The following is a 15,631-nucleotide window of genomic DNA, read 5'->3' as shown; positions in this document are numbered from 1 at the left end:
GAATATATTATTGATTATCTTCTGCAAACCACTCTCCGTAAGAGTTTTCTGTTTCGTGAAGTTTAAGGTAAGCCAGAGAAATGCCTTCCGGAAGTTTTGACTTTATTTTTGCAGCAATCGCATACAACATATTTTCACATGTTGGCTGAAAGTTGCAATAAATCACTTTATGCCCCTGACTTTCAAGACTCTCACCCAATTCTCTGTGAGGAGATAATCCGTTGATCAAAACTGCATGATCCCAAACATCTACAATTTCAGGTTTTACAATACTTTTAATATCACCAAAATCAACTACCATCCCGTTTTTCGGGTTCTCCAAATCATTTACAGGCTTTCCTTTCACTGTTACAAACAGCTTATAGGAATGTCCATGCATATTTTTACATTTCCCATCGTAGTTATACAGCACGTGGGCTGTTTCGAATGTGAAAATCTTTGTAATACGTATCATAGTGCAAAGATAAGAAATTTGGTTTGAGTTTTGGTTTTGTCTGGTGGAAGTAAAACCAAATACACTGATTAATTAATTTAGAAAAAAACATATTTAAAAATCCAGCTTATCTAGCCAGTCTTCTTCCAAACGTTTAATTTTATGTGTTTCCAAATCAATCAAAATCCACAGTGTAAGCGAATCTACAACAAGCTGATCATTACAGTAAAATTCAACTTTTCTCGGCTGTTTTGCTCCTTCAGGAGCTTCGGGATATGTTTTCACTGTAATAGTATCGCCCAAATATACCTGCTTTTTGTACTGAATATGATGATCCAAAAGCATCCAGATATCTTCAGGATATACTGTTTTGTGCTTTACAAAATCCCAGTGTTCGCCTGCAATTTCTTCAACCCAATGCACATACTGAACATTATTAACGTGGTTGTTCTGATCAATATGTTCTTCGGTTACTTTTATTTCTTTTTGATATATTAAACTCATTATTTTTTACAGCTTCATTAATAATCAAATATAAGAACTTTAAATTTTCAATTTTAGTTTCAAGCTAAAAACCTTCCCAAAACTGAGAAGGTTCACATCTGAAAATTTTATTTAAATATGGAAAAAATGATCTAGTGAAACTGTGCTGTTTCCGTAGAATCTTTCATGGCAACTGTTGCTGAAGAACCGCTTGTCACCACATTCTGTACTTCATCAAAATATCCTGTTCCTACAAAAGACTGATGTTTTACCGCTCTGAACCCTTTTTTCTGCAGCGCAAATTCGCGTTCCTGCAGTTCAGAATATCCGGCCATTCCTTTTTCTTTGTACGCTAAAGCCAATTCAAACATTGCCGTATTCAAAGCATGGAAGCCTGCCAGTGTAATAAACTGGAATTTGTAGCCCATTTTTGCCAATTCTTCTCTGAAATTCAACATTTCATCCACAGAAAGTCTCGCTGCCCAGTTGAAAGAAGGCGAACAATTATACGCCAGCATCTTTCCGGGGAACTTGGCATGAATTCCTTCTGCGAATTTTCTTGCTTGTTCTAAATCAGGGTTTGAAGTTTCCATCCAGATCAAATCTGCGTAAGGAGCGTAGGACAAACCACGATCAATTCCCTGCTCTACTCCATTTTTCACAACATAAAAACCTTCGGAAGTTCTTTCTCCTGTCACAAATTTTTTATCCCTGTCATCAATATCTGAAGTCAATAAATCCGCTGCATCAGCATCTGTTCGGGCAATAATTAAGCTTGGGACACCCAAAACATCAGCTGCCAAACGTGCTGCAATCAATTTATTAATCGCTTCCTGAGTCGGAACCAAAACTTTCCCTCCCAAATGACCACATTTTTTAGCAGAAGACAATTGATCTTCAAAATGTACGGCAGCAGCGCCCGCTTCAATCATTTGCTTCATTAATTCGTATGCATTCAGATTTCCTCCGAAACCGGCTTCCGCATCTGCAATAATCGGAACTAAATATTCTTTATCTCCTCCTCCATTTACGGATTGGATTTGATCTGCTCTCAACAAAGCATTATTAATTTTCTTCACCACAGAAGGGACTGAATTTGCTGGATACAAAGACTGATCAGGATACATTTCGCCAGATAAATTAGCATCCGCAGCAACCTGCCAGCCTGAAAGATAAATAGCTTCCAAACCTGCATCAACTTCCTGAACGGCTTGATTTCCTGTTAACGCCCCAAGTCCGGCAACGAAATCCTGGTTGTTTAATTTGTCCCAGAACTTCTTAGACATTTCTGTCGCAATCGTATAGTCCAGTTTGTAAGAGCCTCTTAGTTTCAGTACTTTTTCAGCGGTGTAAGGTCTTTTTATACCGTTCCAACGAGGATTTGTAAGCCAGTCTTTTTCTATTTCCTGGATTTGTTCTTGTCTTGTTTTCATAATAATATTTTTAGGGTTTAGATATAAGGGTTTAGGAATCAGGGATTAGGTAAAGTGCAAATTCATAGTAATTTTTAAACTCTAAAACACTCTACTCTAAAACCCTCAAACTCAAATAAAAGGGTATGCTTTTAAGGTTAAAAATTCCTCGAAGTTTTCAGAGAAAATCAATTCATTAAAAAGCTCTTTTGCGAGATTGAATTTTCCGTTTTTGAAACGTTCTTCACCTACATATTTTTCGATAATCTCCATTTCTTCGAGTTCCCACTGAAGAATCATTGTTCGGGTTAATGTTCTGTCATCAATTAAAACCGCTTCATTTTTCAGCCATTGCCAGATTTGTGTTCTTGAAATTTCTGCCGTCGCCGCATCTTCCATTAAATTATAAATCGCGGCAGCCCCGACTCCCATTAACCAACTTTCGATGTAGAGAATTCCAACATTGATGTTTTTTCGGACTCCTTTTTCGGTAATTTCACCTTTTGGGATCTCCAATAAATCACCTTCATTGATTTGATAATTAAACTTTTTATCAATCTGATTTTCTGAAGGCATATACTGATCAAAAATTTTTTTCGCAACAGAAACCAAAGCAGGATGCGCTACCCAAGTTCCGTCATGACCGTTTTTTACTTCACGTTTTTTATCATTTCTTACTTTTTCGAAAGCTAAACTGTTCGCTTCATAATTATCTTTAATCGGAATTTGCGCCGCCATTCCACCAATCGCATGGACATTTCTTTTGTGACAAATTTCAATCACCCTTTTCGAATAAGCACTCATAAAAGGTGAAGTCATGGTCACCTGATCTCTGTCGGGAACAATAAATTGGGGTAGATTTCTGAACTTTTTAATGAAAGAAAAAATGTAGTCCCAACGTCCGCAATTCAAACCTGAGCTGTGCTCTTTTAATTCAAATAAAATTTCGTCAATTTGGAAAGAAGCGGTAATTGTTTCAATTAAAACCGTTGCTTTGATCGTTCTTTGTGGAATTTCCAGATAATTTTGAGCAAAAACAAAAACATCATTCCACCAACGAGCTTCTTTGTAATGCTCTAATTTTGGAAGATAAAAGTAAGTTCCGCTTCCATTTTCCAACAATTTTTTTATATTTCTGAAAAAATAAATTCCAAAATCAATTAACGAAGCAGAAGCTTCTTCACCATTAATTTCAATATGCTTTTCATTTAAATGCAAACCTCTTGGCCTAACTAAAATAACTGCAATTTTTTCATTGAGCTGATAAGATTTTCCCTGCTCGGTTGTAAAATCAATTTCTCTGTTGATTGCATCAGAAAGATTGATTTGCCCCTGCATACAATTACTCCAGGTTGGGGAATTACTGTCTTCAAAATCCGCCATAAAAGTTGACGCTCCCGAATTCAGAGCATTGATAATCATTTTTCGGTCAACAGGTCCGGTAATTTCAACTCTCCGGTCTAGCAAGTCATCCGGAAGTTGAGCGCAAACCCAATTCCCGTTTCGGATTTCTTCGGTTTCTTTTAAGAATTTTGGAAGATTCCCCTCATCCAATTCCTGCTGAGTTTTTTTTCTTTCTTCTAAAAGCTGTAACCGTTTAGGATTAAAATTTTGATGAAGTTCTACCAAGAAATCTACTAATTCCGAAGTAAAAAGCTCGTCAAACTGATTTTGTGATTTTATTTTTAGTTGAGTCTTAGTTTCCATAACTTATTGATTTTGTGATTTGACATTACAAACATAAATAAAAATATTTAATATTTAGCGAACGTTCGCTAAATATTTTAAAAAATTATTATGCGAATAATCGCTTCTATTATTTATATTTGGATAATGAATTCTGACAGCGACTTTATTAAAACGGTTTTCGGACTAAAACTGAAACAGCAAAGACAAAAGAAAAATTGGTCTTTGCAGGATCTTGCCCTAAAAACAGGTTTGTCTAAATCTTATCTAAACGAAATTGAAAATGGTAAAAAATATCCGAAACACGATAAGATCATTCAACTTTCAGAATCCTTAAATTGTACTTTTGATGATCTGGTTTCGACGAAACTGGATAAAAGTTTAGCGCCTTTTAATGAAATTCTACAATCGGATTTTTTTAAAGAAGTTCCATTAGAACTTTTTGGGATTAATAAGAATAATTTAATTAGTATTATCAGTGATGCACCTAAAAAAGTGACCGCTTTTATTAATGCACTGATTGAAATCTCGCAGAATTATAATTTAGGAAAAGAACGTTTTTATTTTGCCGTTCTGCGATCTTTCCAAGAGTTGTATGATAATTATTTCCCTGAAATAGAGGAAAAAGTAGTGCATTTTGCTGAAGAAAATCAATTAGAAATCAGTAAAAATATAAAAACTGAAGTATTAGAAAATATTTTGATTGAAAAATTTAACTATACCATTCAATCTGATAATTTTGAAACATTTGGAGCTTTAGATAATCTTCGTTCACTCTTTATTCCTGAAAAAAAATTACTGCTGCTGAATATCAAACTTGAAAAAGATCAGAAGACTTTTATTTTGGCAAAAGAAATTGGCTTTAATGTTTTGGAATTAAAAAATCGACCAAACACTTATTCATGGCTGGATTTCGGAAGTTTTGAGGAAATTTTGAATAACTTTTATGCTTCTTATTTCGCCGGAGCCTTATTGATTTCAAAAGAGCAAATCATTGAAAATACCTCTAATTTTTTCTTACAAAACAACTGGGAACCAACCAATTTTGAAAATCTTATTGAAAATTTCACCAATTCGCCCGAAACTTTTTATTATCGATTAACGAATGTTCTTTCTTCGGAATTGGGAATTAAGGACTTGTTTTATTTGTGTTTGGTTAAAAAGAAAAATACAGATAAAATACAGATTTTAAAGGAATTACATCTTAATCATCAACAGGCTCCACACGCAAACGCTACGAATGAGCATTATTGCAGAAGATGGATCGCTGTGAAAAATTTAGCTCATTTAAAGGAAAATGAAACATTGACTGGTGCCCAAATTTCACATTATAAAGATCAGGGTGTAAGTTATCTCGTGATTTCTACCTCGCAAAAAAACCCATTTTCTGACGGAAGTAACAGAAGTTATTGTTTGGGAATTTTATTGAATTCTCAGACAATTAAGAAAATTAATTTCATCAAATCTCCTACTTTAAAAACCGTTAATGTTGGAGTGACTTGTGAATCTTGCAGTATCGCAGATTGTGAAGTTAGACAAGCTCAACCCGTAAGATTGGAAAAAGAACATTTCAATCTTGAGATGAAAAATGCTATTGAAAAAATAAGAAAAGAGCTTCTATAACAATTTCCAAAAGTTTGCATCATTTATTTCTAACTATAATTATTTGTTTAAGGTTTTTAATTTTAACCAAAATTTAAAACAAGCGTTCCAAAACCAATATAATCAATTCAAATACAATGGATTATAAAATATAATTAATTTTTTATCGAATTAATAAAATTTATATTTATTTTTTACTAAAACAATAACACTACAATGTAAAAAACAACAATTAATCAAATAAAATTAAATTTTACACTAAAATTCACTTTCAATTGAATTGTTTTTTATTAATTTTACAAAAAAATTATTGATTGAAAGATATATTTCTTGATTTATTATTCCCAGACCGTTGCTTAGATTGTAGTAAAATTATTGAGAGTAATCTTATCGTCTGTAATATGTGCTTCGAAAAAATTCAGTTCACGCATTTTGATTATTTTGGAGAAAATATACTTAAAGAAATATGTAAAACACTCTTTCCTGTAGAAAATGCTTATGCTTTGATACAGTTTGAAAAAGAAAGTGTAAGCCGGAAAATTATACATGAATTAAAATATAAAAACAGAGAAAAAACAGGAGAAATTTTAGCTAATTGGGTCACGGAACGTATAGATTTCAAAAATAGTAAACCAGATCTGATCGTCAGCATTCCTCTTCATAAAAAGAAACTTAAAGAACGGGGATACAACCAGCTGCATTTGTTTGCTGAGACATTATCTGAATTCTATAACATTCCTTTTGATCATAAAGTGATTTTGAGGAGTTCTTATTCGAAAGCACAGGCTCTGAAGGATAAAAAACACCGCCTGAACACAGGAAATCTATTCTCGATGAATAAAAATATTTCTGGAAAACATGTCCTTTTAGTTGATGATGTTTTTACAACCGGAAATACAATCGCCACTGCAGCATGGGAAATCCTTAAAACAGGAAATAACAAAGTGAGCGTGCTGGTAATGGCGATAGATAAGTAATAATATAAATTAAAATCAAATAATGAAAAAGCTTTACACTCTTTTAATTTTTTTAGGAGTAATAACCAGTGCTCAAGTAGGGATAAACATTGATATGCCAACAAGAACTTTAGACATAAACGGAACTACCAGAATGCGAGTTATTTCTGATAAATCTGCAGATACAAGTTATACTCAGGTCTTAGCAACAGATACCAACGGAAATATAGACTATGTTCCTAAAAGCAGCCTGAATCAACAATATGTACCTCTGTTTAGCCTTACAACCTTGCCTGCTGCTTTGAATAACAGCAACACTCTTGCATCTACAATTTCTACACAATCAATAACATTAACTAAGACTGCTTTGGTGATGATCAATTTTTCTGTACCTGTTTATCTGTCAACTCCAGCTACCGACGGCAGAGCCCGTATTTTGAGAACCCATTTACTTGTAGATGGTAATATAGTGTCTAGAGCAAGTAATGCATATTCTAATGCGACTTCAACAGGAACAAATCTTAGCGGGTATTTTTACAATAGCGGTTCTTTCTCTATCGAACTGCCTGCGGGAACTCATTCTATAACATTGGAAGGTATATGCTTTGACAATACACCATGCACGCAGGGAGGAAATATGCCCGGAACAAATTTTCAGGCAGTTGCTTTATACAATAATTTTTAAACACAAGTATCTTTATAAATATCTTTTCAAAGCACAGTTAACTATTGTTACTGTGCTTGTCTGATCTAATGGATTATTGAAAAATTTTTCTATTATCTCAAATGTTTTTTATACTTTCAGGTAAACTATTGATTATGAAAAATTTACTTTTATTACATGGAGCTCTGGGGCACAGTAGCATGTTTAACCCTTATTTAGAAGAACTTTCAAGGTATTTTAATATTCATACGCCTTTATTTTCTGGCCATGGAAATACATCTTTGCCTGAAGGTGGAATAACTATTGAAAAATATGTGCAGGAAATAGCAGAATATTGTGAAACGGAAAATTTAGATGATGTTTATATTTTCGGGCACAGTATGGGAGGTTATGTTGCACTTTGTTATGCTTCTGAAAATCCAAAAAATGTAAATTCAATTATCACATTGGGAACCAAATTTGACTGGACGGAAGAACAGGCTTTAAAAGAAAGTAAACTATTTAATCCGGAACTTATTCTTGAGAAAATTCCAAAATATGCGGAACAATTGGAAATTCAGCATGGCTTTCAATGGAAGCAATTACTTTCGGATATTGCCAAAATGATGGTTTGTTTAGGTAAAAATCCACCATTGAAAGATAAAGTTTTAACTAAAATTGAAACTTCGGTTCAGATCATGGTCGGCGATAAAGACAACATGGTGAGTCTGGAGGAAAGTATTGATGTTTACAAAAAGATCCCAAACGCAAAATTGGCCGTACTTCCAGATACAAAACATCCTCTGGACAAAGTACAACCAATATTATTATTTGATCTAATGAAAGATTTCTGGAAACTCTCTTAGATTATCTCTGAAGCTTTTCTCCGTAGCTTAAATCTCCTGCATCTCCTAATCCCGGGCTGATATAACCTTTTGATGTTAAGTTTTCATCAATGGCTCCTACCCAAATTTTTGCGTCAGGATATGCTTTTTCGATAGTTTCAACACCTTGTCTTGAAGCAATTGCTGCAACAATATGAAGTTGAGACGGTTTCCCGTGAGTTAATAAATCTTTGATCGCTTCGATTAAAGATGCGCCAGTTGCCAACATTGGATCTCCAACAATCAGAGGTCTTCCTTCGATGCTTGGACACGTTAAATAATCCTGTTTGATTGAAAAATAATCGTTCGCATCGTGTTTTCTATAGGCAGCAACAAATCCGCAGTCTGCTCTGTCGAAATAGTTTAAAATCCCCTCAAACAAAGGAACACCTGCTCTCAGAATCGTTGTAATAACGGGCTGAACAGCAATCTCTTTAACCCTAATTGTATCTAAAGGAGTCTGAATTTCAATTTCTTTTGTTTCCAACCCTTTACTGATCTCAAAAGCAGCAATTTCTCCGATGCGCTCCATATTTCTACGGAATCTCATTCGGTCTTGCTGAATATCAACATTACGAAGTTCATTAATCCAAGAATTAATTAACGAAAATTGTTCTGACAACACAATTGTACTCATTATTCTGAAAAAGCTTTTATTTAAAAATGTTAAATTTAATATGAATAAAATCCCTCTTAGAAAAATCTAAAAGGGATATATTTTTATTTCTGTCTGAAATACACTTCGATTGGAACTCCGGTAAATCCGAATTCTTTTCTCAATTGATTTTCAGCAAATCTCTTATATGGTTCTTTTACGTACTGCGGTAAGTTACAGAAGAATACAAACTGTGGTGACGGCGTAGGAAGCTGAACGCAATATTTAATCTTAATAAATTTCCCTTTGTTTGCAGGTGGTGGAGTACGTTCGAAGATGGGAAGCATGATTTCATTTAATTTTGAAGTCTTTATCTTCTTCTTACGGTCTTCATAAACCAACATTGCCATTTCTACAGCTTTCAGAATTCTCTGTTTCGTTAAAGCTGAAACAAAAAGAATTGGAATATCGCTGAACTGACCGATTTTATCTTTAATCGACTGCTCAAAATCACGTACTGTATTCGTATGTTTGTCTTCAACAAGATCCCATTTGTTGACAACAATAACGATCCCTTTTCTGTTTTTCTGTGCTAAACCGAAGATATTCATATCCTGAGATTCCCATCCTAAGGTAGCATCTACCATGATGATCACAACATCTGAATATTCAATAGAACGGATAGATCTCATTACAGAATAGAATTCCAAATCTTCGTTTACCTTAGATTTCCTTCTCATTCCGGCAGTATCAACCAATACAAACTCGTGTCCGAATTTATTGTAAAGCGTCTGAATACTGTCTCTTGTAGTTCCTGCAACATCTGTTACGATATTTCTATCAGCATCCAATAAAGCATTTGTTAAAGTAGATTTTCCAACATTCGGACGACCCGCAATGGTAATTTTAGGCAAACCTTCGAATGGATCTTTATAATCTGTTGTAGGAAAATCTTTAACAATATCATCTAAAACCTCTCCTGTTCCGGAACCTGTTGCAGACGATAAAGTATAATATTTATCGATTCCTAATTGGTAGAATTCTGTAGCATCAATCTCTTCTTTAGCTGAATCTACTTTGTTAATTACAATATAAACCGGCTTATTTGCTCTTCTTAAAAGTTCGTGAATTTCGTAATCTGTATCGGTAAGACCTTCTTCTACGTTCATCATAAAAATGATAGACGTAGCTTCATCAATAGCCAACTGAACCTGTTTTGAGATTTCCTCCTGGAAAACATCGTCATTGTTCACATCATACCCACCTGTATCAATAACGGTGAAATCTACTCCGTTCCAGTCTGATTTTCCGTAGTGACGGTCTCTTGTAACACCAGCCGTAGAATCTACAATAGCTTCTCTTCTTTCCAGTAAACGGTTGAATAATGTGGATTTTCCTACATTGGGACGCCCAACGATAGCAACAATATTTGACATAAAAAATGTTTAATAATCCTTCATAATAAAGGACAAGTTATTAATGAGTTACTCCAACTTTTGGAGCTCAATTTTTTGCAAAGATAAGGCTTTATTATTTAGTAATAAAAAACCTCTCGAAATGAGAGGTTTAAATATTAATATCTTGAAATCACTACCCAAGCAGAGCCAGTACTCTGAACTACAATACCTCTTCCTAAGTCTGTGTTATTTAAGTTATAATTAGTGAAATTACCTCCATTAATTCTAAATGTTCCGGTTATCGTTACAGGTCCGTTTGTGTCATTTATTAAATTATAAACTTTGCCCAGATTTGTAGCAGTCGCAGCAGGAAGTGAAATATTTCCCGCAATTAAAACTGTATAATCATCAGCCAATATAGCACCTGAAGACACGTTTCTGATTTTTGAATTAAGCGATGAAGCATCTTTCCAGGATAATACAGCATTTCCCGCTCCGTCAGTCACCAAAACCTGATTTGCCGAGCCATTCGTTCTTGGAAAAGTATATTCTCCTTCTGTGGTTCCTACTGTATTTGAAAATCCAAAGGTAACTCCAACATTTTTATTGATTGTAACTGTCGAAGATTCTGCACTGTTTTTGCTATGAGACAACGAGACATTACTTCTGCTAGAATCATTATATCCCCAAATTGAAGAGATAACAGAAGCATCAGAATTATTGGCAACCATACCGGCATTACCACCTGTAGAATTTGAGAAAGCTGCTACGCTACCACCGCCTTGTCCGTTATTAGACTGAAGATTGCTCACTCCATTATATAACGAAAGAACACTGGTATTACTTGCCGATAAAAGATCATTATCATTGGCATAATACATTAAATTTATAGGTGTTCCAAAATCTGTTGAATTGGTTTCAATCCCAAAATAATTGGTACCATCGGTATATTTGGATTTAAAATCTCCTACAACATCCAACTGTTTTGTACTTGCTAAAATTGCCGAATTTGTCCCGATTGCCACTTTACCCTGTTGGTAAATGTTATCCGTGTTTAATGTTGACTGGCTATTAGTTCCCTGAATTTTCCAAGGTTCAGAAGGGATTCCGGATGTAATCTTAATCCATTTGTCTAAATCTCCATTAAAATAATAGTAACCTGTAGAGGTAACATCTAAAGTCTGCCCGCCTGGAGAAGGATCTGCAGTTGTGACATAAACCAAAGCACCCGTTTGTAAAGGAGTATACATTTTAGCTTTTAGTAAATCTCCGGAAATTCTTGGGGCGATAATTCCATCTAATTTTGCATTGTTTGCAGGATCTCCGACTACATCTAGCGTTGCATGTGGAGTTTCGGTATTAACCCCAACTTGAGCATTAACAATAGTAAATGCACCTACCAAAAGTAAGGCAGGAAATAATTTTTTAGTCATTTAAGTTTGTTTTTTCTTCAACAAATATAGCTTTTATTTTAAAAATCAACTGATTTTAATCATCAATTAATACATAATCCATAAAAAAAGACAGCCAAAACGACTGTCTTCATAAATATTATGTTAAGTATTAAATTTAGATCAAATCAAATCTATCAAGATTCATTATTTTAGTCCATACTGTCACGAAGTCTTTCACAAATTTCTCCTGAGCATCAGAACTTCCGTACACTTCCGCCAATGCTCTCAATTCAGAATTTGAACCGAAGACCAAATCTGCACGGGTAGCTGTCCACTTCGGTTGACCCGTTGATCGGTCAGTACCCATATACAATTCATTATCTTCTGAAATAGCTTTCCATTGTGTGCTCATATCTAAAAGATTCACAAAGAAATCATTGGTTAAAACTCCTGGACGGTGAGTGAATATTCCATTCTTGGAACCATCGAAATTCGTATCTAAAGAACGCATTCCACCAATTAAAACAGTTAATTCAGGAGCTGTAAGCGTCAATAGCTGAGCTTTATCAATTAATAAAGCTTCTGTAGAAACAGTATATTTTTTCTTCAGATAATTTCTGAAACCATCTGCCGCAGGTTCTAAATATCCCATTGATTCAACATCAGTCTGCTCTTGTGAAGCATCCATACGACCGGGAGCAAAAGGAACAGTACTATTTTGTCCGGCATCTCTTGCTGCTTTTTCTACCGCTGCAGTTCCTGCCAAAACAATCAAATCTGCTAAAGAAATCTTTTTATTTCCTGCTTGAGCATCGTTAAATTCTCTTTGAATATTTTCTAATACACTCAAAACTCTTTGTAACTGAGCCGGATTATTTACCTCCCAATCTTTTTGTGGAACCAAACGAATTCTTGCTCCGTTTGCACCGCCACGTTTATCACTTCCTCTGAAAGTTGATGCAGAAGCCCAAGCAGTAGAAACCAATTCAGAAACACTTAATCCTGAATTTAATACTTTATTTTTCAGAGATTCAATATCAGAATCATTTACTAATTCGTGATTCACTTCAGGAATGGGATCTTGCCAGATCAATTCTTCAGCCGGAACATCAGAACCTAAATAACGAACTTTTGGGCCCATATCTCTGTGCGTCAATTTGAACCAAGCACGAGAAAAAGCATCTGCAAAAGCATCAGGATTTTCAAAAAAATTTCTTGATATTTTTTCATACACAGGATCAAATCTTAGCGAAAGATCTGTTGTAAGCATTGTTGCTCTGTGTTTTTTATTAGGATCAAACGCATCAGGAATGATTTCAGCCCCATTTTTAGCAACCCACTGATGAGCTCCTGCCGGGCTTTTTGTTAATTCCCATTCGTTTTCAAATAGATTTTTAAAGAAAAGGTTGCTCCATTCTGTCGGTTTTTCAGTCCATGTAACTTCTAGTCCGCTAGAAATCGCATCTGCACCTTTTCCTGATTTGTAAGAACTGTTCCAACCAAAACCTTGTGATTCTATTCCTGCCGCTTCAGGTTCTTTTCCAACATGGTCTGCCGGACCTGCACCGTGAGTCTTCCCGAAAGTATGTCCACCTGCAATTAATGCCACGGTCTCTTCATCATTCATGGCCATTCTTCCGAAAGTATCGCGAATATCTTTTGCAGCTGCGACTGGATCAGGATTTCCGTCCGGGCCTTCAGGATTTACATAAATAAGTCCCATTTGTACTGCAGCCAAAGGCTTTTCAAGATTTCTGGAGTGATTAACCTCCGAATCATCTTCCGCAGGAAGAACACCGTGACCTTCAACACCCGGAGAACCATGACCATAACGCAAATCTCCTCCAAGCCATGTTTTTTCTGTTCCCCAATACACATCCTGATCCGGTTCCCAAACGTCTTCACGACCTCCCGCGAATCCGAATGTATTGAAACCCATTGATTCAAGAGCGATATTTCCTGTAAGAATTAAAAGGTCTGCCCAAGAAATTTTCTTACCATATTTTTGTTTGATTGGCCAGAGCAATCTTCTTGCTTTATCCAAACTTACGTTATCCGGCCAACTGTTCAAGGGGGCAAAACGCTGTTGTCCAGCTCCTGCTCCTCCTCTTCCGTCACCTACACGATATGTTCCGGCACTGTGCCAAGCCATACGGATAAATAATGGCCCGTAATGTCCGAAGTCTGCAGGCCACCAATCTTGGGAATCTGTCATTAATGCGTGAAGATCTTTTTTAACACTCTCAAGATCGAGACTTTTAAAAGCTTCAGCATAATCGAAATTTTCGTCCATAGGATTTGACAAAGACGAATGTTGTCTCAGAATATCAACTCTAAGGTGATCAGGCCACCAATCCTTGTTATTGGTTCCACCTCCAGCAACATTTTCTTTTTTCATCGTTCCGTTGTGAAATGGACATTTGCTGATGTCATTTAAATCTTTTTCCATTGTAGTTTAATTTTTTATGTTGATTTATACAGTTTTAATATTTCGTTTATTAATATTTATACAAACTTACAACGCTTAAACAATAAACACAATCTATCAATAATATTTTTACAATAGTTAAAAACTATAATGATTGATTAAATATGGATTTTCATTCAACTTATGTATAAAAGATGTAATAATGCATTTAAGTTAATAAAAATTAGCTTTAACTTAAATAAAAATCAATAATTAAAGTTCATATTTAGAATAATTCAACTTATAGTTGACATTTCAATATTTTTCATATTTTTTATTATTAAAATTTTAATAACTTTATCTACTTAGAAACCTGAATTTCGGCATATGAAAAAAGTAATTGTAGTTCTTCTTGTTGCATTTATTATCATTCAGTTTTTTCCGATTGATAAGAAAAACCCGCCACCTACTCCAGGAATGGATTTTTTAAGAATAAAAAAAACACCGCCCCAAATCGCAAAATTAATAAGTACTTCTTGCTATGACTGCCATTCCAATGAATCAAAATATCCTTGGTATTCTGATATTGCTCCATCTTCATGGTTGTTGAAAAATCATATTAATGAAGGAAGAAAGCATTTAAATTTTTCTACCTTTGCTACATACGAACCTAAAAGACAAGCTCATAAGCTGGAAGAATGCATTGAAATGATTGAAAAAGAAGAAATGCCTTTAGATTCGTATTATCTTGGTCATCAGGATGCTAAATTAACTATGGAACAAAGGAAGGAATTAATTAAATACTTCAAAAAAGTAAAAGAGGAAACCGAAAGAGCAATGGTATTTTAAAAATAAATCATGGACGAAAATTGGCAAAATAAGCATATTGTATTTTTTGACGGAGAATGCGGAGTCTGCAATTTCTGGGTACAATGGATTTTGGAAAGAGATAAAAATGATCAGTTTATGTTTGCTTCACTGCAATCAGATTTTGGGCAAAGTTTTTTGTCTGAAAGAGGACTTGAAACTAAAGTTTTCAACACCATGTATCTTTGGAAACCGAATCAATACTATTTGATAAAATCAAAAGCCGTTTTACAAATTGCATCCATACTAGGTGGAATTTATAAGCTCACAGGAATTGGAAAAATATTCCCCGCATCTGTAAGTGATCGTATTTATGATATTATCTCCAGAAACAGAATGAAACTTGCTAATCAGAAATGCTATTTGCCTACCCCACATCAAAGAGGAAAGTTTATTGAGGTCTAAATAAAATCAACTATTGATTGAGAATTTTGATTATCTTTTAAATTATTATACGCCAATGGTTACTTTACTTCGCTATGCTCAGCACATGCTCGCTTCTAGCTTCTATGAAAAATACTAATCATTTATCAATGATGATTGATGATTGATTTCTTCCTGTATAGACATAAAAAAAGTCTCATTCAAATTAATGAATGAGACTTTTAATAAAAACTGGCGGCGACCTACTCTCCCGCTTTCGCAGTACCATCGGCGCTGGTGGGCTTAACTTCTGTGTTCGGAATGGGAACAGGTGAGCCCCACCGCTAAAACCACCCTAAAGGCGTTATATAAGGTTCGAGGGTTTAGGAGTTAGGGCTTAGTATTACACTAAATCCTGATACCTGGTTCCTGATACCTATTTTTAATCGATAAAAACAGTCACAAAGACAAAACCTTTCTTGCACTTGCAAGTCTCTTGAGATAGGTTT

14 protein-coding genes and 1 rRNA gene are annotated in these 15,631 nt (G+C 34.8%); 6 read left to right on the top strand and 9 right to left on the bottom strand.

The genetic code is table 11. The features are described 5' to 3' along the window. Positions 1-7 precede the first annotated feature (7 nt). The 4 genes from BT156_RS04960 to aceB all read right to left on the bottom strand — a co-directional run bounded on the left by BT156_RS04960 (position 8) and on the right by aceB (position 4,035). Complete coding sequence (locus BT156_RS04960; protein WP_072407792.1) at positions 8-454, bottom strand: 6-pyruvoyl trahydropterin synthase family protein; 447 nt, start codon at positions 452-454, stop codon at positions 8-10. Positions 455-547: 93 nt separating this feature from the next. After that, positions 548-937: an acyl-CoA thioesterase gene (locus BT156_RS04955; RefSeq protein WP_072407790.1), complete on the bottom strand. Its 390-nt coding sequence runs from the start codon at positions 935-937 to the stop codon at positions 548-550. Between the two features lie 131 nt (positions 938-1,068). Continuing rightward, positions 1,069-2,349 (bottom strand): isocitrate lyase, encoded by a 1,281-nt coding sequence (gene aceA / locus BT156_RS04950; RefSeq protein ID WP_072407788.1) that lies wholly within the window; start codon positions 2,347-2,349, stop codon positions 1,069-1,071. Between the two features lie 111 nt (positions 2,350-2,460). Next, positions 2,461-4,035: a malate synthase A gene (gene aceB, locus BT156_RS04945; protein ID WP_072407786.1), complete on the bottom strand. Its 1,575-nt coding sequence runs from the start codon at positions 4,033-4,035 to the stop codon at positions 2,461-2,463. 90 nt (positions 4,036-4,125) lie between these two features. Here aceB and BT156_RS04940 point away from each other — a divergent pair, with 90 nt between their 5' ends. The 4 genes from BT156_RS04940 (at position 4,126) to BT156_RS04925 (ending at position 8,081) form a co-directional block, all read left to right on the top strand. Then, a complete protein-coding gene (locus BT156_RS04940; RefSeq protein WP_072407784.1) occupies positions 4,126-5,637 on the top strand; it encodes a helix-turn-helix domain-containing protein in 1,512 nt (503 codons plus the stop codon). 293 nt (positions 5,638-5,930) lie between these two features. Then, positions 5,931-6,593 (top strand): ComF family protein, encoded by a 663-nt coding sequence (locus tag BT156_RS04935; RefSeq protein ID WP_317047190.1) that lies wholly within the window; start codon positions 5,931-5,933, stop codon positions 6,591-6,593. Between the two features lie 22 nt (positions 6,594-6,615). Further along, positions 6,616-7,257, top strand: coding sequence for a hypothetical protein (locus tag BT156_RS04930; protein ID WP_072407782.1), 642 nt, complete (start codon positions 6,616-6,618; stop codon positions 7,255-7,257). 134 nt (positions 7,258-7,391) lie between these two features. After that, positions 7,392-8,081: an alpha/beta fold hydrolase gene (locus BT156_RS04925; RefSeq protein ID WP_072407780.1), complete on the top strand. Its 690-nt coding sequence runs from the start codon at positions 7,392-7,394 to the stop codon at positions 8,079-8,081. A gap of 1 nt (position 8,082) precedes the next feature. On the opposite strand, the gene upp is transcribed toward BT156_RS04925, so the two are convergent. The 4 genes from upp to katG all read right to left on the bottom strand — a co-directional run bounded on the left by upp (position 8,083) and on the right by katG (position 13,934). Continuing rightward, positions 8,083-8,736 (bottom strand): uracil phosphoribosyltransferase, encoded by a 654-nt coding sequence (gene upp, locus BT156_RS04920; protein ID WP_072407778.1) that lies wholly within the window; start codon positions 8,734-8,736, stop codon positions 8,083-8,085. An 83-nt stretch (positions 8,737-8,819) separates the two neighbouring features. Next, positions 8,820-10,130 carry a ribosome biogenesis GTPase Der gene (gene der / locus BT156_RS04915; protein ID WP_072407776.1) on the bottom strand — a complete coding sequence of 437 codons (1,311 nt, stop codon included), beginning with the start codon at positions 10,128-10,130 and terminating at the stop codon, positions 8,820-8,822. Between the two features lie 137 nt (positions 10,131-10,267). Next, complete coding sequence (locus BT156_RS04910) at positions 10,268-11,524, bottom strand: hypothetical protein (RefSeq protein WP_072407775.1); 1,257 nt, start codon at positions 11,522-11,524, stop codon at positions 10,268-10,270. 136 nt (positions 11,525-11,660) lie between these two features. Continuing rightward, a complete protein-coding gene (katG, locus tag BT156_RS04905) occupies positions 11,661-13,934 on the bottom strand; it encodes a catalase/peroxidase HPI (protein ID WP_072407773.1) in 2,274 nt (757 codons plus the stop codon). Between the two features lie 345 nt (positions 13,935-14,279). Here katG and BT156_RS04900 point away from each other — a divergent pair, with 345 nt between their 5' ends. After that, entirely contained in the window at positions 14,280-14,741 is a 462-nt protein-coding gene (locus tag BT156_RS04900) for a heme-binding domain-containing protein (protein WP_072407771.1), read from the top strand. Between the two features lie 9 nt (positions 14,742-14,750). Continuing rightward, positions 14,751-15,164, top strand: coding sequence for a thiol-disulfide oxidoreductase DCC family protein (locus BT156_RS04895; protein WP_072407769.1), 414 nt, complete (start codon positions 14,751-14,753; stop codon positions 15,162-15,164). A 208-nt stretch (positions 15,165-15,372) separates the two neighbouring features. On the opposite strand, the gene rrf is transcribed toward BT156_RS04895, so the two are convergent. Further along, positions 15,373-15,480, bottom strand: a 5S ribosomal RNA gene (rrf, locus tag BT156_RS04890). Between the last annotated feature and the right edge of the window lie 151 nt (positions 15,481-15,631).

It is taken from the genome of Chryseobacterium limigenitum, from assembly GCF_900114875.1.
GTDB classification, from domain to species: domain Bacteria; phylum Bacteroidota; class Bacteroidia; order Flavobacteriales; family Weeksellaceae; genus Chryseobacterium; species Chryseobacterium limigenitum.
This window is presented reverse-complemented; position numbering and strand designations above follow the sequence as displayed.

Bases quoted from the DNA above. Each gene is read 5' to 3' on its own strand.
- BT156_RS04960 (WP_072407792.1), bottom strand. From the start codon at position 454: ATGATACGTATTACAAAGATTTTCACATTCGAAACAGCCCACGTGCTG.
- BT156_RS04955 (WP_072407790.1), bottom strand. From the start codon at position 937: ATGAGTTTAATATATCAAAAAGAAATAAAAGTAACCGAAGAACATATT.
- aceA (WP_072407788.1), bottom strand. From the start codon at position 2,349: ATGAAAACAAGACAAGAACAAATCCAGGAAATAGAAAAAGACTGGCTT.
- aceB (WP_072407786.1), bottom strand. From the start codon at position 4,035: ATGGAAACTAAGACTCAACTAAAAATAAAATCACAAAATCAGTTTGAC.
- BT156_RS04940 (WP_072407784.1), top strand. From the start codon at position 4,126: ATGCGAATAATCGCTTCTATTATTTATATTTGGATAATGAATTCTGAC.
- BT156_RS04930 (WP_072407782.1), top strand. From the start codon at position 6,616: ATGAAAAAGCTTTACACTCTTTTAATTTTTTTAGGAGTAATAACCAGT.
- BT156_RS04925 (WP_072407780.1), top strand. From the start codon at position 7,392: ATGAAAAATTTACTTTTATTACATGGAGCTCTGGGGCACAGTAGCATG.
- upp (WP_072407778.1), bottom strand. From the start codon at position 8,736: ATGAGTACAATTGTGTTGTCAGAACAATTTTCGTTAATTAATTCTTGG.
- der (WP_072407776.1), bottom strand. From the start codon at position 10,130: ATGTCAAATATTGTTGCTATCGTTGGGCGTCCCAATGTAGGAAAATCC.
- BT156_RS04910 (WP_072407775.1), bottom strand. From the start codon at position 11,524: ATGACTAAAAAATTATTTCCTGCCTTACTTTTGGTAGGTGCATTTACT.
- katG (WP_072407773.1), bottom strand. From the start codon at position 13,934: ATGGAAAAAGATTTAAATGACATCAGCAAATGTCCATTTCACAACGGA.
- BT156_RS04900 (WP_072407771.1), top strand. From the start codon at position 14,280: ATGAAAAAAGTAATTGTAGTTCTTCTTGTTGCATTTATTATCATTCAG.
- BT156_RS04895 (WP_072407769.1), top strand. From the start codon at position 14,751: ATGGACGAAAATTGGCAAAATAAGCATATTGTATTTTTTGACGGAGAA.